Origin of the sequence: Pseudomonas pergaminensis (assembly GCF_024112395.2) — a bacterium.
Lineage (GTDB): Bacteria > Pseudomonadota > Gammaproteobacteria > Pseudomonadales > Pseudomonadaceae > Aquipseudomonas > Aquipseudomonas pergaminensis.
Genome location: NZ_CP078013.2, coordinates 5,929,441 through 5,953,919 on the forward strand (window position 1 = coordinate 5,929,441; position 24,479 = coordinate 5,953,919).

Annotated in this window: 26 protein-coding genes and 4 tRNA genes; all 30 read right to left on the bottom strand. The window is 55.0% G+C overall.

What is annotated here, in order from left to right:
* Positions 1–13: 13 nt before the first annotated feature.
* The 30 genes from rpsQ to birA all read right to left on the bottom strand — a co-directional run bounded on the left by rpsQ (position 14) and on the right by birA (position 24,425).
* Positions 14–280, bottom strand: a complete 267-nt coding sequence (gene rpsQ / locus KUA23_RS27015) for a 30S ribosomal protein S17 (RefSeq protein ID WP_003176419.1) — start codon at positions 278–280, stop codon at positions 14–16.
* 2 nt (positions 281–282) lie between these two features.
* A complete protein-coding gene (gene rpmC / locus KUA23_RS27020; protein WP_002555481.1) occupies positions 283–474 on the bottom strand; it encodes a 50S ribosomal protein L29 in 192 nt (63 codons plus the stop codon).
* A complete protein-coding gene (gene rplP / locus KUA23_RS27025; protein ID WP_003176421.1) occupies positions 474–887 on the bottom strand; it encodes a 50S ribosomal protein L16 in 414 nt (137 codons plus the stop codon). The genes rpmC and rplP overlap by 1 nt, the downstream gene beginning before the upstream one ends.
* Before the next feature lie 12 nt (positions 888–899).
* Positions 900–1,586, bottom strand: coding sequence for a 30S ribosomal protein S3 (rpsC, locus tag KUA23_RS27030; protein ID WP_003176422.1), 687 nt, complete (start codon positions 1,584–1,586; stop codon positions 900–902).
* Positions 1,587–1,599: 13 nt separating this feature from the next.
* Positions 1,600–1,932 (bottom strand): 50S ribosomal protein L22, encoded by a 333-nt coding sequence (gene rplV, locus KUA23_RS27035; protein WP_003103908.1) that lies wholly within the window; start codon positions 1,930–1,932, stop codon positions 1,600–1,602.
* Positions 1,933–1,943: 11 nt separating this feature from the next.
* Positions 1,944–2,219 carry a 30S ribosomal protein S19 gene (rpsS, locus tag KUA23_RS27040; RefSeq protein WP_003232420.1) on the bottom strand — a complete coding sequence of 92 codons (276 nt, stop codon included), beginning with the start codon at positions 2,217–2,219 and terminating at the stop codon, positions 1,944–1,946.
* A 16-nt stretch (positions 2,220–2,235) separates the two neighbouring features.
* Positions 2,236–3,060, bottom strand: a complete 825-nt coding sequence (gene rplB / locus KUA23_RS27045) for a 50S ribosomal protein L2 (RefSeq protein ID WP_003186055.1) — start codon at positions 3,058–3,060, stop codon at positions 2,236–2,238.
* Between the two features lie 14 nt (positions 3,061–3,074).
* Positions 3,075–3,374 carry a 50S ribosomal protein L23 gene (gene rplW, locus KUA23_RS27050; protein WP_002555488.1) on the bottom strand — a complete coding sequence of 100 codons (300 nt, stop codon included), beginning with the start codon at positions 3,372–3,374 and terminating at the stop codon, positions 3,075–3,077.
* Complete coding sequence (rplD, locus tag KUA23_RS27055) at positions 3,371–3,973, bottom strand: 50S ribosomal protein L4 (RefSeq protein ID WP_003176424.1); 603 nt, start codon at positions 3,971–3,973, stop codon at positions 3,371–3,373. The genes rplW and rplD overlap by 4 nt, the downstream gene beginning before the upstream one ends.
* A gap of 12 nt (positions 3,974–3,985) precedes the next feature.
* Complete coding sequence (gene rplC, locus KUA23_RS27060) at positions 3,986–4,621, bottom strand: 50S ribosomal protein L3 (protein ID WP_003194649.1); 636 nt, start codon at positions 4,619–4,621, stop codon at positions 3,986–3,988.
* Between the two features lie 81 nt (positions 4,622–4,702).
* Positions 4,703–5,014, bottom strand: a complete 312-nt coding sequence (gene rpsJ, locus KUA23_RS27065; RefSeq protein WP_003186070.1) for a 30S ribosomal protein S10 — start codon at positions 5,012–5,014, stop codon at positions 4,703–4,705.
* A gap of 159 nt (positions 5,015–5,173) precedes the next feature.
* Positions 5,174–6,367 carry an elongation factor Tu gene (gene tuf, locus KUA23_RS27070; RefSeq protein WP_010206920.1) on the bottom strand — a complete coding sequence of 398 codons (1,194 nt, stop codon included), beginning with the start codon at positions 6,365–6,367 and terminating at the stop codon, positions 5,174–5,176.
* A gap of 30 nt (positions 6,368–6,397) precedes the next feature.
* A complete protein-coding gene (gene fusA, locus KUA23_RS27075; RefSeq protein WP_010206921.1) occupies positions 6,398–8,503 on the bottom strand; it encodes an elongation factor G in 2,106 nt (701 codons plus the stop codon).
* Positions 8,504–8,533: 30 nt separating this feature from the next.
* Complete coding sequence (gene rpsG, locus KUA23_RS27080) at positions 8,534–9,004, bottom strand: 30S ribosomal protein S7 (protein WP_002555493.1); 471 nt, start codon at positions 9,002–9,004, stop codon at positions 8,534–8,536.
* A gap of 118 nt (positions 9,005–9,122) precedes the next feature.
* On the bottom strand, positions 9,123–9,494 hold the full coding sequence (gene rpsL / locus KUA23_RS27085; RefSeq protein ID WP_002555494.1) for a 30S ribosomal protein S12: 372 nt from the start codon (positions 9,492–9,494) through the stop codon (positions 9,123–9,125).
* 216 nt (positions 9,495–9,710) lie between these two features.
* Positions 9,711–13,910 (bottom strand): DNA-directed RNA polymerase subunit beta', encoded by a 4,200-nt coding sequence (gene rpoC / locus KUA23_RS27090; RefSeq protein ID WP_078050399.1) that lies wholly within the window; start codon positions 13,908–13,910, stop codon positions 9,711–9,713.
* A 64-nt stretch (positions 13,911–13,974) separates the two neighbouring features.
* Positions 13,975–18,048 (bottom strand): DNA-directed RNA polymerase subunit beta, encoded by a 4,074-nt coding sequence (rpoB, locus tag KUA23_RS27095; RefSeq protein ID WP_034101000.1) that lies wholly within the window; start codon positions 18,046–18,048, stop codon positions 13,975–13,977.
* A 219-nt stretch (positions 18,049–18,267) separates the two neighbouring features.
* Positions 18,268–18,633 (bottom strand): 50S ribosomal protein L7/L12, encoded by a 366-nt coding sequence (rplL, locus tag KUA23_RS27100; RefSeq protein WP_071489831.1) that lies wholly within the window; start codon positions 18,631–18,633, stop codon positions 18,268–18,270.
* 78 nt (positions 18,634–18,711) lie between these two features.
* Positions 18,712–19,212 (bottom strand): 50S ribosomal protein L10, encoded by a 501-nt coding sequence (gene rplJ / locus KUA23_RS27105; protein ID WP_010206364.1) that lies wholly within the window; start codon positions 19,210–19,212, stop codon positions 18,712–18,714.
* A 199-nt stretch (positions 19,213–19,411) separates the two neighbouring features.
* The gene (rplA, locus tag KUA23_RS27110; protein ID WP_003232403.1) at positions 19,412–20,107 is read right to left on the bottom strand and encodes a 50S ribosomal protein L1; all 696 of its coding nucleotides are present in this window, start codon (positions 20,105–20,107) and stop codon (positions 19,412–19,414) included.
* Complete coding sequence (gene rplK / locus KUA23_RS27115) at positions 20,107–20,538, bottom strand: 50S ribosomal protein L11 (protein ID WP_003176435.1); 432 nt, start codon at positions 20,536–20,538, stop codon at positions 20,107–20,109. The genes rplA and rplK overlap by 1 nt, the downstream gene beginning before the upstream one ends.
* A gap of 117 nt (positions 20,539–20,655) precedes the next feature.
* A complete protein-coding gene (gene nusG, locus KUA23_RS27120) occupies positions 20,656–21,189 on the bottom strand; it encodes a transcription termination/antitermination protein NusG (protein WP_003176436.1) in 534 nt (177 codons plus the stop codon).
* Between the two features lie 9 nt (positions 21,190–21,198).
* Entirely contained in the window at positions 21,199–21,567 is a 369-nt protein-coding gene (secE, locus tag KUA23_RS27125; RefSeq protein ID WP_025857211.1) for a preprotein translocase subunit SecE, read from the bottom strand.
* 45 nt (positions 21,568–21,612) lie between these two features.
* Positions 21,613–21,688 (bottom strand) — tRNA-Trp (locus KUA23_RS27130).
* Positions 21,689–21,845: 157 nt separating this feature from the next.
* Positions 21,846–21,921, bottom strand: a tRNA-Thr gene (locus tag KUA23_RS27135).
* Positions 21,922–21,946: 25 nt separating this feature from the next.
* Positions 21,947–22,020: transfer RNA gene (locus tag KUA23_RS27140), tRNA-Gly, on the bottom strand.
* Between the two features lie 24 nt (positions 22,021–22,044).
* A tRNA-Tyr gene (locus tag KUA23_RS27145) sits at positions 22,045–22,129 on the bottom strand.
* A 143-nt stretch (positions 22,130–22,272) separates the two neighbouring features.
* Positions 22,273–22,719 (bottom strand): hypothetical protein, encoded by a 447-nt coding sequence (locus tag KUA23_RS27150; RefSeq protein WP_252993130.1) that lies wholly within the window; start codon positions 22,717–22,719, stop codon positions 22,273–22,275.
* Between the two features lie 7 nt (positions 22,720–22,726).
* Positions 22,727–23,476 (bottom strand): pantothenate kinase, encoded by a 750-nt coding sequence (locus KUA23_RS27155; protein ID WP_078050401.1) that lies wholly within the window; start codon positions 23,474–23,476, stop codon positions 22,727–22,729.
* A complete protein-coding gene (birA, locus tag KUA23_RS27160) occupies positions 23,466–24,425 on the bottom strand; it encodes a bifunctional biotin--[acetyl-CoA-carboxylase] ligase/biotin operon repressor BirA (RefSeq protein ID WP_099491117.1) in 960 nt (319 codons plus the stop codon). The genes KUA23_RS27155 and birA overlap by 11 nt, the downstream gene beginning before the upstream one ends.
* Positions 24,426–24,479 lie beyond the last annotated feature (54 nt).

A 24,479-nucleotide genomic window follows, 5' to 3' on the forward strand; every position in this document is an offset into this window, starting at 1 on the left:
CGACCCCTAGTCCTTAGACTTCCACAGCGCGTTCGAGAACATCAACCAGTGCCCAAGACTTGGTCTTGGCCAGCGGACGAGTTTCACGAATAGTGACTTTGTCGCCGATGTGGCACTGATTGGTTTCGTCGTGCGCGTGCAGCTTAGTCGAACGCTTAACATATTTACCGTAGATCGGGTGCTTAACGCGACGCTCGATCAGAACGGTGATGGTTTTGTCCATCTTGTCGCTGACAACACGGCCAGTCAGCGTACGGACAGTCTTTTCGGCTTCAGCCATGATCACTTACCTGCCTGCTGGTTGAGCACAGTCTTCACGCGAGCGATGTCACGCTTAACTTGCGAGAGCAGATGAGACTGCCCCAACTGGCCAGTTGCTTTCTGCATACGCAGATTGAACTGGTCGCGCAGCAGGCCGAGCAGTTGCTCGTTCAGCTGCTGTGCGGATTTTTCACGAAGTTCATTCGCTTTCATCACATCACCGTCCGTTTAACAAAGGAGGTGGCGAGCGGCAGCTTTGCAGCAGCCAGGGCGAAAGCCTCACGCGCCAGCTCTTCAGAAACACCCTCGATTTCATACAGGACTTTGCCTGGCTGAATCTGGGCTACCCAGTATTCCACGTTACCCTTACCTTTACCCATCCGAACCTCGAGAGGTTTTTTGGAGATCGGCTTGTCCGGGAATACACGGATCCAGATCTTGCCGCCACGTTTTACGTGACGGGTCAGAGCACGACGCGCTGACTCGATCTGACGAGCGGTGAGACGACCACGAGCTACAGACTTCAGCGCGAACTCGCCGAAGCTGACTTTGCTACCGCGCTGAGCCAGACCACGGTTGTGGCCTGTCATCTGCTTGCGGAACTTCGTACGCTTAGGTTGCAACATTTGGCGTACCCCTTACTTAGCAGCTTTTTTACGAGGCGCTGGTGCTTGTGGTTTCAGTTCTTCTTGGCGACCACCAATTACTTCGCCTTTGAAGATCCAAACCTTTACACCGATCACACCGTAAGTGGTGTGAGCTTCGTAGTTGGCATAGTCGATGTCGGCACGCAGGGTGTGCAGTGGCACACGACCTTCGCGATACCATTCAGTACGTGCGATTTCAGCACCGCCGAGACGACCGCTCACTTGGATTTTGATGCCCTTGGCACCAATGCGCATGGCGTTCTGTACGGCGCGCTTCATAGCGCGACGGAACATTACGCGACGCTCCAGCTGCTGAGCTACGCTCTGCGCAACCAGCATACCGTCGAGCTCCGGCTTGCGGATCTCTTCGATATTGATGTGCACAGGCACACCCATTTGCTTGGTCAGGTCCTGACGCAGTTTCTCAACATCTTCACCTTTCTTCCCGATAACGATACCTGGACGAGCGGTGTGGATGGTGATACGTGCAGTTTGCGCCGGACGATGGATATCGATACGGCTTACGGACGCGCTTTTTAGTTTGTCTTGGAGATACTCACGCACCTTCAGATCAGCGAACAAATAGTCCGCATAAGTCCGACCGTCTGCGTACCAGACGGAGGTGTGCTCCTTGACGATTCCCAGGCGAATGCCAATGGGATGTACTTTCTGACCCATCTCTTCGACTCCGTTACTTGTCAGCAACCTTGACAGTGATATGGCAAGACCGCTTGACGATGCGATCAGCACGGCCTTTGGCACGTGGCATGATGCGCTTCAGCGAACGCCCTTCGTTGACGAAAACGGTGCTGACCTTCAGGTCATCAACGTCTGCGCCTTCGTTATGCTCGGCGTTGGCTACGGCCGACTCCAGCACTTTCTTCATGATCTCGGCGGCTTTCTTACTGCTGAAAGCCAACAGGTTGAGCGCTTCGCCCACCTTCTTCCCGCGGATCTGGTCGGCGACCAAGCGGGCTTTCTGGGCGGAGATTCGAGCGCCCGACAACTTAGCGGCTACTTCCATTTCCTTACCCCTTAACGCTTGGCTTTCTTGTCTGCCACGTGCCCACGATAAGTGCGGGTACCGGCAAACTCGCCTAGTTTGTGGCCGACCATGTCTTCGTTCACAAGAACTGGGACGTGCAAGCGACCGTTGTGTACAGCGATGGTCAGACCGACCATTTGTGGCAGGATCATCGAACGACGCGACCAGGTCTTAACTGGTTTGCGATCGTTCTTTTCCGCCGCCACTTCGATCTTCTTCAGTAGGTGAAGATCAATAAAAGGACCTTTTTTCAGAGAACGTGGCACTGTCGTATCCCTCTATTTACTTGCGACGACGGACGATCATTTTGTCGGTACGCTTATTACCACGAGTCTTCGCGCCCTTAGTCGGGAAGCCCCATGGAGATACCGGATGACGACCACCAGAGGTACGACCTTCACCACCACCGTGTGGGTGGTCAACCGGGTTCATGGCAACACCACGAACGGTTGGGCGAACGCCACGCCAGCGTTTGGCACCAGCTTTACCCAGCGAACGCAGGCTGTGCTCGGAGTTCGAGACTTCGCCCAAGGTCGCGCGGCATTCAGCCAGCACTTTACGCATCTCACCAGAACGCAGACGCAGGGTCACGTAGACACCTTCACGAGCGATCAGCTGAGCCGAAGCACCAGCGGAACGAGCGATTTGCGCGCCTTTACCTGGCTTCAATTCGATGCCGTGTACGGTGCTACCAACTGGAATGTTGCGCAGTTGCAGAGCGTTGCCCGGCTTGATCGGTGCCAAAGCACCTGCGATCAGCTGGTCGCCAGCGCTCACGCCTTTAGGGGCGATGATGTAGCGACGCTCGCCATCTGCGTACAGCAGCAGAGCGATGTGAGCAGTACGGTTTGGATCGTATTCGATACGCTCGACAGTGGCAGCGATGCCATCTTTGTCGTTGCGACGGAAGTCGACCAGACGATAATGCTGCTTATGGCCACCACCGATGTGACGAGTGGTAATGCGACCATTGTTGTTACGACCACCAGACTTCGATTTTTTCTCGAGCAGCGGTGCGTGAGGAGCGCCTTTATGCAGCTCCTGGTTGACCACCTTGACCACAAAACGGCGGCCAGGGGAAGTCGGTTTGCATTTAACGATTGCCATGATGCACCCCTTCCTTACTCAGCACTGCTGCTGAAATCGAGATCTTGGCCTGGCTGAAGGGAGATAACTGCCTTCTTCCAGTCATTACGCTTGCCCAGACCGCGAGCAGTGCGCTTGCTCTTACCCAGAACATTCAGGGTAGTAACACGCTCTACTTTCACGCTGAACAGGCTTTCGACGGCCTTCTTGATTTCCAGCTTGGTTGCGTCAGTTGCAACCTTGAAAACGAACTGGCCTTTCTTGTCAGCCAGAACCGTAGCCTTTTCGGAAACGTGCGGGCCAAGCAGAACTTTAAATACGCGTTCCTGGTTCATCCCAGCAGCTCCTCGAATTTCTTCACGGCCGACACGGTGATCAACACCTTGTCGTATGCGATCAGACTAACTGGATCGGAACCTTGCACGTCACGTACATCAACGTGTGGCAGGTTGCGAGCAGCCAGGTACAGGTTCTGATCAACAGCTTCAGACACGATCAAAACATCGGTCAGGCTCATGTTGTTCAGTTTGCCCAGCAGATCTTTGGTTTTCGGGCTTTCAACAGCGAAGTCCTGAACCACGACCAGACGGTCAGTACGCACGAGTTCAGCAAGGATGGAGCGCAGAGCTGCGCGGTACATCTTCTTGTTGAGCTTCTGCGAGTGATCCTGAGGACGAGCTGCGAAAGTGGTACCGCCGCCACGCCAGATTGGGCTACGGATGGTACCGGCACGAGCACGGCCAGTGCCTTTCTGACGCCAAGGGCGCTTACCGCCACCACGTACGTCGGAACGGGTCTTTTGCTGCTTGCTACCTTGACGGCCGCCGGCCATGTAGGCCACGACTGCTTGGTGAACCAGCGTCTCGTTGAATTCGCCGCCAAATGTCAGTTCGGAAACTTCGATCGCTTGAGCGTCATTTACATTTAATTGCATGTCAGCTTCCCCTTAACCGCGAGCCTTGGCCGCTGGACGTACAACCAGGTTGCCGCCAGTAGCGCCAGGAACAGCACCCTTGACCAACAACAGATTGCGTTCAGCGTCGACGCGCACTACTTCGAGGGACTGCACGGTCACGCGCTCAGCGCCCATATGACCGGACATTTTTTTGCCCTTGAATACACGACCAGGAGTCTGGCACTGGCCAATAGAGCCCGGGACGCGGTGGGAAACGGAGTTACCGTGAGTGTTGTCTTGGCCACGGAAATTCCAACGCTTGATCGTACCCTGGAAGCCTTTACCTTTGGACTGACCGGTTACATCAACCAGTTGACCAGCGGCGAAGATTTCAGCGTTGATCAGATCGCCAGCCTGGTAGTCGCCGTCTTCAAGACGGAACTCCATAACAGTACGACCAGCTGCAACGTTTGCTTTAGCGAAGTGACCTGCTTGAGCAGCAGTCACGCGCGAAGCACGACGCTCGCCGACAGTGACTTGCACTGCACGATAGCCATCGGTTTCTTCAGTTTTGAACTGGGTGACGCGATTCGGCTCGATCTCAATGACCGTGACCGGAATGGAGACACCTTCTTCGGTGAAAATACGGGTCATACCGCATTTACGACCGACTACACCAATAGTCATGTTGTAAACCTCATGAGTGTACGGGGCTTTCACCCGCTATGGCCGCCCATTTCAGAGCGTTACACGACTAAGACCCAAGTCTTAGCCGAGGCTGATCTGTACTTCCACACCGGCCGCCAGATCGAGCTTCATAAGTGCATCAACGGTTTTATCCGTTGGCTGGACGATGTCCAGTACGCGCTTATGAGTACGGATCTCGTACTGGTCACGCGCGTCTTTGTTGACGTGCGGGGAGACCAGAACGGTGAACCGCTCTTTACGGGTAGGCAGTGGAATTGGACCACGCACTTGAGCACCAGTACGTTTCGCGGTTTCCACGATTTCCTGGGTGGATTGGTCGATCAGGCGATGGTCAAAAGCCTTCAACCTGATACGGATTTGCTGATTTTGCATTGGATTTCAGACTCCGGCTGCTATTCCCACCGGGCGCAATGCGCCCGTTAAAAGGAGGCGCAATTCTATAGACGCCCCCGATAGGTGTCAACCCAATAAAAAAGGCCCCCGCTAAGCGGGGGCCTTCTCAAAAAAACCGAGCTATCTCAGAAGAGATAATTACTCGATGATTTTAGCTACAACGCCAGCACCAACGGTACGGCCGCCTTCGCGAATAGCGAAACGCAGACCGTCTTCCATTGCGATGGTTTTGATCAGGGTAACAGTCATTTGAATGTTATCGCCTGGCATTACCATTTCAACGCCTTCTGGCAGTTCGCAGTTACCGGTCACGTCAGTAGTACGGAAGTAGAACTGTGGACGGTAGCCTTTGAAGAACGGAGTGTGACGACCGCCTTCTTCCTTGCTCAGAACGTAAACTTCTGCGGTGAACTTGGTGTGCGGCTTGACCGAACCTGGCTTAACCAGAACCTGGCCACGCTCAACGTCGTCACGCTTGGTACCACGCAGCAGAACGCCGCAGTTCTCGCCAGCACGACCTTCGTCGAGCAGCTTACGGAACATTTCAACACCGGTGCAGGTGGTGACGGTGGTATCACGCAGACCAACGATTTCCAGTGGATCCTGAACGCGAACGATACCGCGCTCGATACGACCAGTCACAACAGTACCGCGACCGGAGATCGAGAATACGTCTTCGATTGGCATCAGGAACGGCTTGTCGGTCAGACGAACTGGTTCTGGGATGTAGCTGTCCAGAGTTTCAACCAGTTTACGAACGGCAGTAGTGCCCATTTCGTTGTCGTCTTTGCCTTCCAGAGCCATACGAGCAGAACCGATGATGATCGGAGTGTCGTCACCTGGGAAGTCGTAAGTGCTCAGCAGATCGCGCACTTCCATCTCAACCAGTTCCAGCAGCTCAGCGTCGTCTACCAGGTCAGCCTTGTTCAGGAAAACCACGATGTACGGAACGCCTACCTGACGGGACAGCAGGATGTGCTCACGGGTTTGTGGCATCGGACCATCAGCGGCCGAGCAAACCAGGATCGCGCCGTCCATCTGGGCAGCACCAGTGATCATGTTCTTCACGTAGTCAGCGTGACCTGGGCAGTCAACGTGAGCGTAGTGACGAATAGTCGAGTTGTACTCAACGTGAGCGGTGTTGATGGTGATACCACGAGCTTTTTCTTCTGGTGCGCTGTCGATCTTGTCGAAGTCAACACGAGCCGAACCGAAAACTTCGGAGCAGACGCGAGTCAGAGCAGCGGTCAGAGTGGTTTTACCGTGGTCAACGTGGCCGATGGTGCCAACGTTTACGTGCGGTAGGGAACGATCAAATTTTTCTTTAGCCACGACAATTAACTCCTTGCCTAAAGGACTGAATCAGCCTTGTTTTTTGGATACAGTTTCAGCGATGTGCGCCGGAGCTGTGTTGTATTTTTTGAATTCCATAGAGTAGCTTGCGCGACCCTGGGACATGGAGCGAACGTCGGTCGCATAACCGAACATCTCACCCAACGGAACCTCGGCGCGAATCACTTTGCCGGAAACCGTGTCTTCCATACCCAAGATCATGCCGCGACGACGGTTAAGGTCGCCCATGACATCACCCATATAGTCTTCAGGTGTAACAACTTCTACCGCCATGATTGGCTCAAGCAACTCACCACCGCCCTTCTGGGCCAGTTGCTTGGTTGCCATGGAAGCAGCCACCTTAAACGCCATCTCGTTGGAGTCGACGTCGTGGTAAGAACCGTCAAAAACGGTTGCTTTCAGGCCGATCAGCGGATAGCCGGCAACAACACCGTTCTTCATCTGCTCTTCGATACCCTTCTGGATAGCCGGGATGTATTCCTTAGGAACCACACCACCAACTACTTCGTTCACGAATTGCAGACCTTCCTGACCTTCGTCAGCAGGAGCAAAACGGATCCAGCAGTGACCGAACTGACCACGACCGCCGGACTGACGAACGAACTTGCCTTCGATTTCACAGTTCTTCGTGATGCGCTCACGATAGGAAACCTGAGGCTTACCGATGTTGGCTTCGACGTTGAACTCACGGCGCATCCGGTCAACCAGGATGTCCAGGTGCAACTCGCCCATGCCGGAGATGATCGTTTGACCAGTCTCTTCATCAGTTTTGACGCGGAAAGATGGATCTTCCTGAGCAAGTTTACCCAGAGCGATACCCATTTTTTCCTGGTCATCCTTGGTCTTAGGCTCTACGGCAACCGAAATAACCGGCTCCGGGAAGTCCATGCGAACCAGGATGATTGGCTTGGCAGCGTCGCACAAAGTCTCACCAGTGGTGACGTCCTTCATGCCGATCAGGGCCGCGATGTCACCAGCGCGCACTTCCTTGATCTCTTCACGGGCGTTTGCGTGCATTTGCACCATACGACCCACGCGCTCTTTCTTGCCTTTAACCGAGTTGATCACGCCGTCGCCGGAGGCCAACACGCCCGAGTAAACGCGGACGAAGGTCAAAGTACCCACGAATGGGTCGGTTGCAATCTTGAACGCCAGAGCCGAGAACGGCTCGCTGTCATCGGCGTGACGCTCCATCTCTTCTTCCTCGTTATCCGGGTTGGTACCCTTGATAGCAGGAATGTCGGTTGGAGCCGGCAGGTAGTCGATAACGGCGTCGAGAACCAGGGGAACACCCTTGTTCTTGAAGGAAGAACCGCAAACAGCCAAGACAATCTCACCAGCGATAGTACGCTGACGCAGAGCAGCCTTGATTTCCACGTTGGTGAGTTCTTCACCTTCGAGGTACTTGTTCATCAGCTCTTCGCTGGCTTCGGCGGCAGCCTCAACCATGTTGTTGCGCCACTCGTCAGCCAGCTCCTGCAGTTCTGCAGGGATAGGCTTACGAACAGGCACCATGCCTTTGTCGGAATCATTCCAGTAGACCGCTTCCATGTTGATCAGATCGATCTGACCCTGGAAGTTATCTTCGGAACCGATAGCCAACTGGATTGGCACCGGAGTGTGACCCAGACGCTGCTTGATCTGACCGATCACGCGCAGGAAGTTGGCACCAGCACGGTCCATCTTGTTTACATAAACAAGACGTGGAACGCCGTACTTGTTGGCTTGACGCCATACGGTTTCCGACTGAGGTTCAACACCCGAGGTACCGCAGAACACAACGACAGCGCCGTCGAGTACGCGCAGGGAACGTTCAACTTCAATGGTGAAGTCTACGTGGCCTGGGGTATCGATTACGTTGAAGCGATGCTCGTCTTTGTACTGCTTCTCGGAACCTTTCCAGAAGGCGGTAATAGCAGCAGAAGTAATGGTAATACCACGCTCCTGCTCCTGAACCATCCAGTCTGTGGTCGCGGCGCCGTCATGCACCTCGCCCATTTTGTGACTTTTGCCGGTGTAAAACAGTACGCGCTCGGTGGTGGTGGTTTTACCAGCATCCACGTGAGCAACGATACCGATGTTACGGTAGCGGCTAATCGGAGTAGTACGAGCCATAAAGCCCTCGCAAAATTAGTGAAGCTAAGATTAGAAGCGGTAGTGCGAGAAAGCTTTGTTAGCTTCAGCCATACGGTGCACGTCTTCACGCTTCTTAACAGCAGCACCTTTACCTTCAGCAGCGTCCAACAGCTCGCCGGCCAAACGCAGAGCCATAGACTTCTCGCCGCGCTTACGGGCGAAGTCTACCAACCAGCGCATTGCCAGAGCGTTACGACGGGACGGACGAACTTCAACCGGAACCTGGTAAGTAGCACCGCCTACACGGCGCGACTTCACTTCGACCAGCGGAGCGATGGCGTCGAGAGCTTTCTCGAAGATTTCCAGGGGGTCGCTGTTCTTGCGTTCTTTAACCTTTTCCAGCGCGCCATAAACGATACGCTCGGCAACGGCTTTCTTACCGCTTTCCATCACGTGGTTCATGAACTTGGCCAGGATTTGGCTTCCGTATTTTGGATCGTCAAGCACTTCGCGCTTGGCTGCTACGCGTCTTCTTGGCATGGATAAGCCCTCAAACGGTCTTCAGGTTCGTTCGGAATCGGTGCCCTTGCGGGACGCCTCCGACCTTACTCTTATCGACTCAGAAAATAAGATGATTCAGTTTTACAAAAAGCCGCTACTACTTAGGCTTCTTGGTACCGTACTTCGAACGACCCTGGTTACGACCTTTAACGCCGGAAGTATCCAAGGAGCCGCGTACGGTGTGGTAACGAACACCTGGCAAGTCTTTTACACGACCGCCGCGGATCAGTACCACGCTGTGCTCTTGCAGGTTGTGACCTTCACCACCGATGTACGAGGAAACCTCGAAACCGTTGGTCAGGCGCACACGGCATACTTTACGCAGTGCCGAGTTAGGTTTTTTCGGCGTAGTGGTATACACGCGAGTGCATACGCCACGACGTTGCGGGCAGTTCTGCAGCGCAGGTACGTCGGATTTCTCGACGATACGCTTACGCGGCTGACGTACCAGCTGGTTGATAGTTGCCATCTACTAGCTCCACTGTTGTCTTGCGACGCTATTGTCTTGCAAGAAAAGCAAAATGGCAGGAACGAATTCCCGCCAAATTTAGGGGTACAAGAGTCTAAAGAGGATCTTGTCCCCAGTCAAGGCAAGGCCCCGACCTCCCCTCTCATCGAACCGGGGCAAAAATGCCTCGATCCGACGAATGGGGCTGCCAGGGCCCAGACTTATTTACCGCAGAACTCAGTTACCGCTTGAGTTCAGCGCTTCGGTCAGTGCAGCTTCCACTTCACTGGCGCTTACGCGCAACGGCTTGTCAGCATCACGGCGGCGCTTGCGCTCGCTGTGGTAAGCCAAACCGGTACCGGCTGGGATCAGACGACCCACAACCACGTTTTCTTTCAGGCCGCGCAGGTAATCGCGCTTGCCGGTTACCGCTGCTTCGGTCAGAACACGAGTGGTCTCCTGGAAGGAGGCCGCCGAGATGAACGACTCAGTGGACAGCGACGCCTTGGTGATACCCAGCAGTACGCGAGTGAACTTGGAGACAAATTTGTCTTCCGCGCCCAGACGCTCGTTCTCTACCAGTACGTGAGTCAGTTCCATCTGGTCGCCCTTGATGAAACTGGAATCGCCGGATTCAGCGATCTCAACTTTACGCAGCATCTGACGCAGGATGGTCTCGATGTGCTTATCGTTGATCTTCACGCCTTGCAGGCGGTAAACGTCCTGGATCTCGTTAACGATGTACTTGGCCAGCGCACTCACACCCAGCAGGCGCAGGATGTCGTGTGGATCGCTCGGGCCGTCGGAGATGACTTCGCCGCGGTTTACCTGTTCGCCTTCAAACACGTTCAGGTGACGCCACTTCGGAATCAGCTCTTCATACGGATCGCTACCGTCGTTCGGAGTAATGACCAGACGGCGCTTGCCCTTGGTCTCTTTACCGAACGCGATGGTGCCGCTGACTTCAGCCAGAATCGACGCTTCTTTCGGACGACGAGCTTCGAACAAGTCAGCAACACGCGGCAGACCACCGGTGATGTCACGGGTTTTCGAAGTTTCTTGCGGGATACGCGCGATAACATCACCGATCGCGATCTTCGCACCGTCCGCTACACCGACCAGGGCGTTGGCTGGCAGGAAGTACTGAGCGATTACGTCAGTGCCTGGCAGCAACAGATCCTTGCCGTTGTCATCGACCATCTTCACGGCAGGACGGATGTCTTTACCGGCAGCTGGGCGATCTTTAGCGTCGAGTACCTCAATGTTGGTCATACCGGTCAATTCGTCAGTCTGACGCTTGATCGTGATGCCTTCTTCCATGCCCACGTAGGTCACGGTACCTTTCATTTCGGTAACGATTGGGTGAGTGTGCGGATCCCACTTGGCCACGATTGCGCCAGCGTCGACCTTGTCACCTTCTTTAACCGAAATCACAGCACCGTACGGCAGCTTGTAACGCTCACGCTCACGACCGTAGTCATCAGCGATTGCCAGCTCACCGGAACGGGACACAGCAACCAGGTGGCCATCCACTCGCTCTACGTGCTTCAGGTTGTGCAAGCGGACGGTACCGCCATTCTTCACCTGAACGCTGTCAGCTGCGGAGGTCCGGCTTGCCGCACCACCGATGTGGAACGTACGCATGGTCAGCTGGGTACCCGGCTCACCGATGGACTGGGCAGCGATAACGCCGACCGCTTCACCGATGTTCACCTGGTGACCACGAGCCAAGTCACGGCCGTAGCACTTGGCGCAAATGCCGTAGCGGGTTTCGCAGCTGATCGGCGAGCGAACGATCACTTCGTCGATGCTGTTGAGTTCGATGAACTCGACCCACTTCTCATCTACCAGGGTGCCGGCAGGAACGATAACTTCCTCGGTACCTGGCTTGAATACGTCACGGGCAATAACACGACCCAATACGCGCTCACCCAGCGGCTCTACAACGTCACCGCCTTCAATGTGCGGAGTCATCAGCAAGCCATGCTCGGTGCCGCAATCGATCTCGGTTACGACCAGATCTTGCGCAACGTCTACGAGACGACGAGTCAGGTAACCGGAGTTCGCGGTTTTCAACGCGGTATCCGCCAGACCTTTACGAGCACCGTGAGTCGAGATGAAGTACTGAAGTACGCTCAAACCTTCACGGAAGTTCGCAGTAATCGGCGTTTCGATGATGGAACCGTCCGGCTTGGCCATCAGGCCACGCATACCGGCGAGCTGACGGATCTGCGCAGCAGAACCCCGTGCGCCCGAGTCGGCCATCATGTACATCGAGTTGAAGGACTCTTGGTCAACTTCGTCGCCGTGACGGTCGATGACTTTCTCTTTCGAGAGGTTGGCCATCATCGCCTTGGAAACTTCGTCGTTCGCCTTGGACCAAAGGTCGATTACCTTGTTGTACTTCTCGCCCTGGGTTACCAGGCCGGAGGCGTACTGGCTTTCGATCTCTTTCACTTCATCAGTAGCAGCACTGATGATGCGGGCCTTTTCATCCGGGATAACGAAGTCGTTAACACCGATGGAAACGCCGGAAATGGTCGAGTAAGCAAAACCGGTGTACATCAACTGGTCAGCGAAGATCACGGTCTCTTTCAAACCAACCACGCGGTAGCACTGGTTGATCAGCTTGGAGATCGCCTTCTTCTTCATCGGCAGGTTGACGACATCGTACGACAGACCTTTTGGCACAACCTGGTACAACAACGCACGGCCAACAGTGGTGTCGACGATACGAGTGTTGCTCACGCTGCCGCCGTCACGGTCGTTGACGGTTTCGTTGATCCGCACTTTGACCTTGGCGTGCAGTGCGGCTTCGCCGGCACGGAACACACGGTCAACTTCTTGCAGGTCAGCGAACACACGACCTTCGCCTTTGGCGTTGATCGCTTCACGCGTCATGTAGTACAGACCCAATACAACGTCCTGCGACGGAACGATGATTGGCTCACCGTTGGCTGGCGACAGAATGTTGTTGGTCGACATCATCAACGCGCGCGCTTCCAACTGGGCTTCCAGTGTCAGCGGTACGTGCACGGCCATTTGGTCGCCGTCGAAGTCGGCGTTGTACGCAGCACAGACCAGCGGGTGCAGCTGGATAGCCTTACCTTCGATCAGTACCGGTTCAAACGCCTGGATACCCAGACGGTGAAGGGTCGGTGCACGGTTGAGGAGAACCGGGTGTTCGCGGATCACTTCAGCGAGAACGTCCCAAACCTCTGGCAGTTCGCGCTCGACCATTTTCTTGGCCGCTTTGATGGTGGTCGCGAGACCGCGCATTTCGAGCTTGCCGAAGATGAATGGTTTGAACAGCTCCAGTGCCATCTTCTTAGGCAGACCGCACTGGTGCAGACGCAGGGTCGGGCCTACGGTAATTACCGAACGACCGGAGTAGTCAACACGCTTACCGAGCAAGTTCTGACGGAAACGACCTTGCTTACCCTTGATCATGTCAGCCAAGGATTTCAGAGGACGCTTGTTGGAACCGGTGATAGCGCGGCCACGACGACCGTTGTCGAGCAAGGCATCGACAGCTTCTTGCAACATACGCTTTTCGTTGCGCACGATGATGTCCGGAGCGGACAGATCAAGCAGGCGCTTCAAGCGGTTGTTACGGTTGATCACGCGACGGTACAGGTCGTTGAGGTCGGAAGTCGCGAAACGACCGCCATCCAACGGTACCAGCGGACGCAGGTCTGGCGGCAGAACCGGCAGAACAGTCAGCACCATCCACTCTGGCAAGTTGCCGGAACCCTGGAAGGCTTCCATCAACTTCAGACGCTTGGACAGCTTCTTGATCTTGGTTTCGGAGTTGGTTTGCGGAATTTCTTCACGCAGGCGGCCAATCTCGTGCTCCAGATCGATAGCGTGCAGCAGTTCGCGGACAGCTTCGGCACCCATGCGGGCATCGAAATCGTCGCCAAACTCTTCCAGCGCTTCGAAGTACTGCTCGTCGTTCAGCAGCTGACCCTTTTCAAGGGTAGTCATGCCTGGATCGATAACGACATAGCTCTCGAAGTAGAGAACGCGTTCGATATCACGCAGGGTCATGTCCATCAGCAAGCCGATACGGGACGGCAGCGATTTCAGGAACCAGATGTGGGCAACTGGCGAAGCCAGTTCGATGTGCGCCATGCGCTCACGACGAACCTTGGCCAGTGCAACTTCAACGCCGCACTTCTCGCAAATCACACCACGGTGCTTCAAGCGCTTGTACTTACCGCACAGGCACTCGTAATCCTTTACCGGGCCAAAGATTTTGGCGCAGAACAGGCCGTCACGTTCAGGTTTGAACGTACGGTAGTTAATGGTTTCCGGCTTTTTAACTTCACCGAACGACCACGAACGGATCATCTCAGGCGATGCCAATCCAATACGGATGGCGTCGAACTCTTCGACTTGACCCTGGTTTTTCAGCAAATTCAGTAGGTCTTTCAAGGCCTTTCCTCCTGGCGGAGCAGAGAGCGGGCTAAACGGCCCCGCTCTCGATTCGCGTCACGTGTTATTCGGTTTCCAGATCGATATCGATGCCGAGGGAACGAATTTCTTTGATCAACACGTTGAAGGACTCGGGCATGCCCGGCTCCATACGGTGATCGCCGTCCACGATGTTTTTGTACATCTTGGTCCGACCGTTCACATCGTCCGACTTCACTGTGAGCATTTCTTGCAGAGTGTAAGCAGCACCGTATGCTTCCAGTGCCCAGACCTCCATCTCCCCGAAACGCTGACCACCGAACTGAGCCTTACCACCCAGCGGCTGCTGGGTAACCAGGCTGTACGAACCGGTAGAACGAGCGTGCATCTTGTCGTCTACCAAGTGGTTCAGCTTCAGCATGTACATGTAGCCAACAGTAACCGGGCGCTCGAACTTGTTGCCGGTACGGCCGTCGAACAGCTGCATCTGGCCGCTTTCTGGCAGGTCTGCCAGTTTCAGCATGGCCTTGATTTCGCTTTCCTTGGCACCGTCGAACACCGGGGTAGCCATTGGAACACCGCCGCGCAGGTTCTTCGCCAGATCCAGGATTTCCTGGTCGGAGAAAGTGTCCAGCTCTTCGTTGCGACCGCCGATCTCGTTGTAGATCTCGTGCAGGAACTTACGCAGGTCTGCGACCTTACGCTGCTCTTCAATCATACGGTTGATCTTCTCACCCAGACCTTTGGCTGCGAGGCCCAGGTGAGTTTCGAGGATCTGACCAACGTTCATACGCGATGGTACGCCCAATGGGTTGAGGACGACGTCGACCGGGGTGCCATTGGCATCGTGCGGCATGTCTTCAACCGGCATGATCACGGAGACCACACCTTTGTTACCGTGACGACCGGCCATCTTGTCGCCCGGTTGGATGCGACGACGGATTGCCAGGTAAACCTTGACGATTTTCAGCACGCCTGGAGCCAGGTCATCGCCCTGCTGCAGTTTGCGCTTCTTGTCTTCGAACTTGTCGTCCAGCAGACGGCGGCGATCAACGATGTAGGCCTGGGCCTTCTCGAGCTGCTCGTTCAGAGCATCTTCAGCCATGCGCAGTTTGAACCACTGGCCGTGCTCAAGACCGTCGAGGACTTCGTCGGTGATGTCCTGACCTTTCTTCAGACCTGCACCGCCTTCGGCCTTGTGGCCTACCAGGGCGGAACGCAGACGTTCGAAGGTCGCGCCTTCAACGATACGGAACTCTTCGTTCAGGTCCTTGCGGATCTCGTCGAGTTGGGTCTTCTCGATGGACAGTGCACGAGCATCACGCTCAACGCCGTCACGGGTGAAGACCTGTACGTCGATGACAGTACCTTTGGTACCGGTAGGTACACGCAGGGAGGTGTCTTTAACGTCGCTGGCTTTTTCACCGAAGATGGCACGCAACAGCTTCTCTTCCGGAGTCAGTTGGGTCTCGCCTTTCGGAGTGACCTTACCGACCAGGATGTCGCCTGCACCTACTTCAGCACCTACGTAAACGATACCGGCTTCGTCCAGTTTGTTCAGTGCAGCTTCACCCACGTTCGGGATGTCTGCAGTGATTTCCTCTGGCCCAAGCTTGGTGTCACGGGCCACACAGGTCAGTTCCTGAATGTGGATCGTGGTGAAACGGTCTTCTTGAACAACACGCTCGGACAGGCAGATGGAGTCTTCGAAGTTGAAGCCGTTCCATGCCATGAACGCGATGCGCATGTTCTGACCCAGTGCCAGTTCACCCATGTCGGTGGACGGGCCGTCGGCCATGATGTCGCTACGCTGAACGCGATCACCCTTGCTCACCAGCGGACGCTGGTTGATGCAGGTGTTCTGGTTCGAGCGGGTGTATTTGGTCAGGTTGTAGATGTCAACACCGGCTTCGCCAGTTTCAACTTCGTCATCGGCAACACGAACCACGATACGGCTGGCATCAACAGAGTCGATCACGCCGCCACGACGAGCCACGACGCAAACGCCGGAGTCACGGGCTACGTTACGCTCCATGCCCGTACCTACCAGCGGCTTGTCGGCACGCAGAGTGGGTACAGCTTGACGCTGCATGTTGGAACCCATCAACGCACGGTTGGCGTCATCGTGCTCCAGGAACGGGATCAGCGACGCTGCAACCGAAACTACCTGCTTCGGCGAAACGTCCATCAAGGTGACGTCTTCCGGCGCCTTGACGGTGAACTCGTTCAAGTGACGAACAGCTACCAGCTCGTCGATCAGGACTTTCTTGTCGTTCATCGTGGCCGAAGCCTGAGCGATCACGTGATCGGCTTCTTCGATGGCGGACAGGAACACGATCTCGTCGGTGACCAGAGCGTCTTTCACCACGCGGTACGGGCTTTCGAGGAAGCCGTACTGGTTGGTGCGCGCATAAGCAGCCAGGGAGTTGATCAGACCGATGTTCGGACCTTCCGGCGTTTCGATCGGGCAAACACGACCGTAGTGCGTCGGGTGTACGTCACGAACTTCAAAGCCAGCACGCTCACGGGTCAGACCGCCCGGGCCCAGTGCAGATACACGGCGCTTGTGGGTGATCTCGGAGAGCGGGTTGTTCTGGTCCATGAACTGGGAAAGCTGGCTGGAACCGAAGAACTCTTTCACCGCCGCAGCCACTGGCTTGGCGTTGATCAGGTCTTGCGGCATCAGGCCTTCGCTTTCAGCCATCGACAGACGCTCTTTGACCGCACGCTCAACACGTACCAGGCCAACGCGGAACTGGTTCTCGGCCATCTCGCCTACGCAGCGAACACGACGGTTACCCAGGTGGTCGATGTCATCGACGATGCCTTTACCGTTACGGATGTCGACGAGGGTCTTCAGTACCGCGACGATGTCTTCCTTGCACAGCACGCCCGAACCTTCGATCTCGGTACGACCGATACGACGGTTGAACTTCATCCGGCCGACCGCAGACAGGTCATAGCGCTCAGGACTGAAGAACAGGTTGTTGAACAGGGTCTCGGCAGCGTCTTTGGTTGGTGGCTCACCAGGACGCATCATGCGATAGATCTCGACCAGCGCTTCCAATTGGTTGCTGGTGGAGTCGATCTTCAGCGTGTCGGAGATGAACGGACCGCAGTCGATGTCGTTGGTGTACAGGGTCTCGATGCGAACAACCTGAGCCTTGGCGATTTTGGCCAGGATCTCGGTGTTCAGCTCGGTGTTGCACTCAGCCAGGATTTCGCCTGTCGCCGGGTGAACAATAACCTTGGCGGTCGTGCGACCCAGGACGTAGTCCAGAGGCACTTCCAGCTCTGTAATACCGGCTTTTTCGATCTGGTTGATGTGGCGCGCAGTAATACGACGACCCGCCTCAACAATGACCTTGCCCTTTTCATCCTGGATGTCCAGGACGGCAATTTCACCACGCAGACGGGAAGCGATCAGCTCCAGCTTGAGGGTTTCATCCTTCAGGCTGAATACGTTGGTGGTGTAGAAAGCGTCCAGCACTTGCTCAGTGGTATAGCCGAGCGCGCGCAGCAGTACCGAGGCCGGCAGCTTGCGACGACGGTCGATACGCACGAACACGCAGTCTTTCGGGTCGAACTCGAAGTCCAACCACGAACCACGGTACGGAATGATCCGCGCGGAGTACAGGAGCTTACCGGAGCTGTGCGTCTTGCCGCGGTCGTGGTCGAAGAACACGCCCGGGGAACGGTGCAGCTGGGAAACGATCACACGCTCGGTACCGTTGATAACGAAGGTACCGTTCTCAGTCATCAGTGGGATTTCGCCCATGTAGACTTCTTGCTCTTTGATGTCCTTGATCGCTTTGTTCGACGATTCTTTGTCGAAAATGATCAGGCGGACTTTTACCCGCAAAGGTACGGCGTACGTAACACCGCGCAACACGCATTCTTTGACATCAAATGCCGGTTCGCCCAGGCGATAACCGACGTACTCCAGCGCAGCATTGCCGGAGTAGCTGATGATCGGGAAAACGGATTTGAAGGCCGCATGCAGGCCCACGTCGCGGAACTGATCTTTGGTCGCTCCCGCCTGCAAGAATTCACGATACGAATCCAGCTGGATAGCCAGAAGGTACGGGACATCCATGACGTCCGGCAACTTGCTAAAGTCCTTGCGGATACGTTTTTTCTCAGTATATGAGTAAGCCATCAGCGTTCCCCAGCTTGGTCACCTGCTTGTTTGGCCCCCCCGACGGGAGCAGCCAGAAAATCTCGCAAACCCCATGGTTTGCACCACCGCATCGGGTGGCTACAGCGCGTTAATGGCGGCGACCGAGTCGACAGCCAAGAACGGAAAAAGGCCGGTGGCAAGAGCCACCAGCCATCAGCCTTCAGCTTAACGCTTGGGCTGGAGACGCAAGGTCGATGCTTACTTCAGCTCGACTTTAGCGCCTGCTTCTTCCAGAACAGCTTTGGCTTTGTCAGCGGCGTCTTTCGACACTGCTTCCAGAACCTGGGCAGGAGCGCCGTCAACTACAGCCTTGGCTTCTTTCAGGCCCAGACCGGTCAGTTCACGTACTGCCTTGATCACGTTTACTTTCTTCTCGCCAGCTTCCACCAGCATGACGTTGAATTCGGTTTGCTCTTCAGCAGCAACAGCAGCAACAGCTGGGCCAGCGGAAGCAGCGGCAGCGGAAACGCCGAATTTTTCTTCGAAAGCTTTGATCAGCTCAACAACCTGCAGAACCGACATTTCAGCTACGGCGTTGAGGATATCGTCTTGGGAGATAGACATTGCTGTATTTCCTGAATTGGGGGACGGCCTACTCGGCCATCGAAATAAACAAAAATACGCGAGATAAGTCGCTCAGCCTTAGGCTGCGGCGGCTTCTTTTTGCTCGCGAACTGCGGCCAGAGTACGAGCCAGCTTGCTGGTAGCGCCTTGAATCACGCTCATCAGCTGCGAAATGGCTTCGTCGCGGGTCGGCAGTGTTGCCAGTACGTCGATTTGGTTAGCTGCGAGGAACTTGCCCTCGAACGCAGCTGCCTTGATCTCGAACTTTTCCTGACTCTTGGCGAATTCTTTGAACAAACGGGCAGCAGCGCCTGGATGTTCTTTGGAGAACGCGATCAGAGTCGGGCCGGTGAACACGTCGTTAAGGACACTGTATTCAGTGTCAGCAACGGCGCGCTTGAGCAGGGTGTTACGTACAACACGTACGTATACGCCAGCTTCACGAGCCTCTTTACGGAGTCCGGTCATAGCGCCTACTGTCACACCACGGGCATCAGCCACGACAGCGGACAGAGCAGCTTTGGCAGCCTCGTTGACTTCAGCGACGATGGCCTTCTTGTCTTCGAGATTAATTGCCACGGGTTTAACTCCTGCTTGTTACCGTTTCATCTGGCCGGAGCCGGATGTCGTTTTGGTGTCTGATTCGGTAAGGAACCGGGAGCACCATCTGCGTAGGCTTGTGGTTTAAGACTTGCGCCGCCTACGGTCTTGGATAGCCCCCGCCAGGCAGGGACCCCAATTTTTTCAACTGGCGTGATCGCTCACGCCAATCTGTGTCTTATACGTCCAGCGAACCTTGGTCGATGACCAGACCCGGGCCCATAGTGGTGCTCAGGGTAACGCGCTTGACGTAGATACCTTTCGAGGAAGCAGGCTTGATACGCTTCAGATCAGCGATCAGGGCTTCAACGTTTTCCTTCAGCTTGACGGCATCGAAGCCGACTTTGCCAACGGAGGTGTGAATGATGCCGTTTTTGTCGGTGCGATAACGAACCTGACCAGCCTTGGCGTTTTTAACCGCGGTGGCTACGTCTGGTGTTACGGTGCCGACTTTAGGGTTAGGCATCAGGCCACGTGGACCCAGGATCTGACCCAACTGACCTACAACGCGCATTGCATCCGGGGAAGCAATAACTACGTCGTAGTTCAGGTCGCCGCCTTTCATTTCGGCAGCCAGGTCGTCCATGCCAACGCGGTCAGCGCCGGCGGCCAGAGCAGCTTCAGCTGCCGGGCCTTGGGTGAAGACAGCTACACGTACAGTCTTGCCAGTACCGTGTGGCAGCACAGTTGCGCTACGAACGACCTGGTCGGATTTACGTGGGTCAACACCCAAGTTTACAGCAACGTCAACGGACTCGCTGAACTTGACAGTCGACAGCTCAGTCAGCAGGGCAGCGGCGTCTACAAAGTTGTAGGCCTTGCCTGCTTCGATTTTGCCGGCGATAGCCTTTTGGCGCTTGGTCAGCTTAGCCATTACACACCCTCCACGTTAAGGCCCATGCTACGAGCAGAACCGGCGATGGTACGCACGGCTGCATCCATATCAGCTGCAGTCAGATCCGCGTTTTTGGTTTTCGCGATTTCTTCCAGCTGAGCACGAGTTACGGTGCCAACCTTAACGGTGTTCGGACGAGCGGAACCGCTAGTCAGACCAGCAGCTTTCTTCAACAGAACCGAAGCCGGAGTCGACTTGGTTTCGAAAGTGAAGCTACGGTCGCTGTATACAGTGATGATCACTGGAGTCGGCAGACCTGGCTCAAGACCCTGAGTACGGGCGTTGAAGGCCTTGCAGAATTCCATGATGTTCACGCCGTGCTGACCCAAAGCTGGACCGACGGGTGGGCTAGGGTTGGCCTGAGCGGCCTTCACTTGCAGCTTGATGTAAGCGGTAATCTTCTTGGCCATGAGGCACTCCAATTACGGGTTCAAACGCCTCGAAAGGCTCCCCGGTTACTTGCGCGTTTATCCCAGTGACGACAAAACCCCACAGCCTAAGGCTGCGGGGTTGGGATGCTTGCTCAGCTAGACCTTCTCGACCTGGCTGAACTCCAACTCTACCGGAGTAGAGCGACCGAAAATAAGCACTGCCACCTGGATCCGGCTCTTTTCGTAGTTAACTTCTTCGACAGTACCGTTGAAATCAGCAAACGGACCATCTGTGACACGAACAACCTCACCCGGCTCGAAAAGCGTCTTCGGCTTAGGCTTGTCGCTACCATCAGCAACACGACGCAGAATGGCTTCTGCCTCTTTATCAGTGATAGGAGCAGGCTTATCAGCAGTACCGCCAATGAAACCCATGACACGAGGAGTGTCCTTGACCAAGTGCCAAGTACCTTCATTCATGTCCATCTGAACCAGCACATAGCCAGGGAAGAACTTGCGTTCGCTTTTGCGCTTCTGACCATTCCGCATTTCAACCACTTCTTCAGTGGGAACCAGAATTTCGCCGAAGCCATCTTCCATGCCTGCCAGCTTTACGCGCTCCAGCAAAGAGCGCATAACATGCTTCTCGTAACCCGAGTAAGCATGCACAACGTACCAACGCTTAGCCACGGGACACCCTTAGCCAACAATCAAGGAAACAAGCCAGCCGAGCAGGGAATCAAGACCCCACAACAGCAACGCCATAACCAGAACAACAGCCACAACAATCAACGTGGTCTGCGTGGTTTCTTGGCGAGTCGGCCAAACGACTTTACGAATTTCGGTGCGAGCTTCCTTTACCAGGACCGCGAAAGACTTGCCTTTGGCAGTCTGCAGACCTACAAAGGCAGCTACAGCAGCAAGGACAAGCAAAGCGAGTACACGGTACAGGATCGGCGAAGCAGAATAGTACTGATTGCCAACAACGCCTACGACCACCAATGCGACTACAGCGAGCCACTTGACGAGATCGAAACGAGAGCTTTGAGCTTCAGCCTTAGGAGTCATCTATGAAGATCCTGTGAAAAGAAAGCCAGATACACCACGTGAATCTGGCAGGTCAGGAGGGAATCGAACCCCCAACCTACGGTTTTGGAGACCGTCGCTCTGCCAATTGAGCTACTGACCTAAAACAAAATCAGGCCGACCATTATGCAGGCCTGAAAAAGACTTTACAACAACCAACCCCAAGAGACTTGAAATCACCTGATAACACCAGGCCAACACCATCAAGCCGAGATAGCTGTTAAAACAAAGGCAGATATTTTCATATCTGCCTTGTTATATGGAGCTCTTGAGCGGATTTGAACCGCTGACCTCACCCTTACCAAGGGTGTGCTCTACCAACTGAGCTACAAGAGCAAAACACCTGCACAACCTGCAAACTTGGAGCGGGTAGCGGGAATCGAACCCGCATCATCAGCTTGGAAGGCTGAGGTTCTACCACTAAACTATACCCGCGGAGCTTGCAGCTCACGCTAAAAATGGTGGAGGGGGAAGGATTCGAACCTTCGAAGTCGTAGACGTCAGATTTACAGTCTGATCCCTTTGGCCGCTCGGGAACCCCTCCTAAGCGAGCCGGCATTTTACATTACGCCGACCTTCTGTCAAGCATTTTCTCATTTAAAAATATGAGGTTAGCTGCGTTGACCTTTGCTTCACATCGCTGACCTTAAAGGTCTTCACTGCGAAGCGGGCGCCATTCTATGCAAACTATTCGAGAGTTGCAACGCCTTCGCACAACATTATTTTATGTTTTAACTCATTGAATTCCTTAGCAAGGTTTTCAAAGGACAGATCATCAGCCAAGCGTCGACTTTCAGGAGCCACACGGAGCCAGTAGCCAGAAGCATCCGCAGTATTCAACAATTGGACCTTGACCTTTATATCCAGGCTCGTGAGCCGCTGCTCAACTGACTGCGCTTGGCGCTGATCGGCAAAACCACCGATGTACAAGCAAGTGTTCTGCGCATCGGTTGCTTTTGCACGGTCCCTTCGCACCACAGCATCAGAGGACTCGCTGAGCAGGCGAATGTCCTGCTGCGAGCCCTTGTATAGACTCAAAGGCGTGACATCTTTAGCGCGCAACGGCGCCTCTTGCTGATGCCAAATGTAGTAGAAGGCGTTGAGAACAAGTAAAAGCAAAAACAGCCAACGCATAATCACCTCAGGACAAAGGGCAAGCCATCGCCAAACCGACAAACACCAGATCAGGGACGAGTCGCGCTTGCGGCACTGCGTCCGCCACCAAATCAGCATCCCCCCCGGTCAGGAACACGGTAAATTCATCACCCCAATAGCTTCGCGCCAATTCTAATTGAGTGAGCACAAACCCTCTCAGCATGAGCGTACACCCGCGCTCTACCGCCTCTACAGTCGTACGCCCTGGCGAAAGGCGCTCCAACGCCCTTTCAGCAGCGGCGTCGTCATAGCGTATCTTGCGCGTGTGTGTTCGTAGCTGGTTGCGCATGAGGGGCATACCTGGACAAATGAAACCACCCAAGTGATCACCATCTGCCGCAATAAAATCTGCTGTGGCAGCCGTGCCGAAATCAAGCACCAGACAAGCGCCGCGAGCGAGCTTGAACCCACCCAGCATCGCCAGCCAGCGATCAAGCCCCAGACGCTCGAAATCTTCGTAACCGTTTCGTACCCCAGCCATCTCCCTTGCAGGAGCAGCACAGGAAACGGCAACACCGAAAGCCTCCTGCAGAGCCAACACGAGCTTGCTTGTTTCTTCTTGGGCGCGAACGCTCACTAATCGGCAGCGCGTGAGCAACAATCCAGGAAGTGCCACCAGGCTTTCAATCAACGCCAGATCCGAACCGACAACCCCCTCGTTCGATGCACTGGCGTCATCCGAACCAAGCACGCGCCATTTGATAAAGCTATTCCCACAGTCGAGCTCAAGAATCATCACGCAACCTCAGGCTTAGCTCACCACCACTGTATATTTTCTCGACACCATCGACACTCAAGCGCAATGCCCCCTGGCGATCTACCCCCAGCACAACTCCATCGACCTGGTTGACACCTGCGATGAGGGATACCGACCGCCCCTGCCAGGCATGATACTGCTCCCACTCCTGCTGAAGAGCGACAAAACCGCCCTCCCGATGTCGATAAAGGTAGCCCTGCAGCTGCAGCCCTAACTGCGCAACTAGAACGTTACGATCAGCAGGCGAACCTGTCTCGAGCTGCACCGAAGTCCATTGCTGATCGACCTCATCAGCCCTCTGCATATTGACGTTGATGCCTATTCCCAGGACAACGTGGCAGATATCAGCAGGGTCTCCTACCAACTCCAGCAAAATCCCGGCAATCTTCTTCTGCCCCACCAATACATCGTTTGGCCATTTCAGCGCCGCTCCCTGCACACCTGTCTCACGCAAGGCCTGCATGACTGCCAAGCCGACAACAAGACTTAGCCCCTCCAACTGGCGCAACCCCGACTCAATACGCAATACAAGACTGTAATAAACGTTTTGTGCAAACGGACTAACCCACTTTCGCCCCCTCCTGCCTCTCCCCGCCGTTTGCTGCTCCGCTAGCACCAGAAACGGCGCGGTGCACTCAGCACCCACAAGTCGCAAAGCCTCGGCATTCGTGGAGTCAATGGAGTCAGAGATATGAACGGGCCACGCCAAGGACGGCGCATTCAGCGCAATATCTTCAGCACTCAAGAACACCAGCGGTGATGCCAACTGATACCCCTTGCCACGAACCTTATGGATGGGCAGGTTCAATTCAGCCTCCAGGTGCTGGAGCTGCTTCCAGACAGCACTACGACTGACGCCAAGGGCAGCACCAAGTGCTTCTCCGGAGTGGAACCGGCCATCTTTCAGAAGTTTCAACAACGTCAGCATGCAAGTATCGCCTCACAATGAGGCACGCATGATAGCTATGCGCAGGGTCATTGC

Bases quoted from the DNA above. Each gene is read 5' to 3' on its own strand.
- rpsQ (WP_003176419.1), bottom strand. From the start codon at position 280: ATGGCTGAAGCCGAAAAGACTGTCCGTACGCTGACTGGCCGTGTTGTC.
- rpmC (WP_002555481.1), bottom strand. From the start codon at position 474: ATGAAAGCGAATGAACTTCGTGAAAAATCCGCACAGCAGCTGAACGAG.
- rplP (WP_003176421.1), bottom strand. From the start codon at position 887: ATGTTGCAACCTAAGCGTACGAAGTTCCGCAAGCAGATGACAGGCCAC.
- rpsC (WP_003176422.1), bottom strand. From the start codon at position 1,586: ATGGGTCAGAAAGTACATCCCATTGGCATTCGCCTGGGAATCGTCAAG.
- rplV (WP_003103908.1), bottom strand. From the start codon at position 1,932: ATGGAAGTAGCCGCTAAGTTGTCGGGCGCTCGAATCTCCGCCCAGAAA.
- rplB (WP_003186055.1), bottom strand. From the start codon at position 3,060: ATGGCAATCGTTAAATGCAAACCGACTTCCCCTGGCCGCCGTTTTGTG.
- rplW (WP_002555488.1), bottom strand. From the start codon at position 3,374: ATGAACCAGGAACGCGTATTTAAAGTTCTGCTTGGCCCGCACGTTTCC.
- rplD (WP_003176424.1), bottom strand. From the start codon at position 3,973: ATGCAATTAAATGTAAATGACGCTCAAGCGATCGAAGTTTCCGAACTG.
- rplC (WP_003194649.1), bottom strand. From the start codon at position 4,621: ATGACTATTGGTGTAGTCGGTCGTAAATGCGGTATGACCCGTATTTTC.
- rpsJ (WP_003186070.1), bottom strand. From the start codon at position 5,014: ATGCAAAATCAGCAAATCCGTATCAGGTTGAAGGCTTTTGACCATCGC.
- fusA (WP_010206921.1), bottom strand. From the start codon at position 8,503: ATGGCTCGTACTACTCCGATTAGCCGCTACCGTAACATCGGTATCGTT.
- rpsG (WP_002555493.1), bottom strand. From the start codon at position 9,004: ATGCCAAGAAGACGCGTAGCAGCCAAGCGCGAAGTGCTTGACGATCCA.
- rpsL (WP_002555494.1), bottom strand. From the start codon at position 9,494: ATGGCAACTATCAACCAGCTGGTACGTCAGCCGCGTAAGCGTATCGTC.
- rpoB (WP_034101000.1), bottom strand. From the start codon at position 18,048: ATGGCTTACTCATATACTGAGAAAAAACGTATCCGCAAGGACTTTAGC.
- rplL (WP_071489831.1), bottom strand. From the start codon at position 18,633: ATGTCTATCTCCCAAGACGATATCCTCAACGCCGTAGCTGAAATGTCG.
- rplA (WP_003232403.1), bottom strand. From the start codon at position 20,107: ATGGCTAAGCTGACCAAGCGCCAAAAGGCTATCGCCGGCAAAATCGAA.
- rplK (WP_003176435.1), bottom strand. From the start codon at position 20,538: ATGGCCAAGAAGATTACCGCTTACATCAAGCTGCAAGTGAAGGCCGCT.
- secE (WP_025857211.1), bottom strand. From the start codon at position 21,567: ATGACTCCTAAGGCTGAAGCTCAAAGCTCTCGTTTCGATCTCGTCAAG.
- KUA23_RS27150 (WP_252993130.1), bottom strand. From the start codon at position 22,719: ATGCGTTGGCTGTTTTTGCTTTTACTTGTTCTCAACGCCTTCTACTAC.
- KUA23_RS27155 (WP_078050401.1), bottom strand. From the start codon at position 23,476: ATGATTCTTGAGCTCGACTGTGGGAATAGCTTTATCAAATGGCGCGTG.
- birA (WP_099491117.1), bottom strand. From the start codon at position 24,425: ATGCTGACGTTGTTGAAACTTCTGAAAGATGGCCGGTTCCACTCCGGA.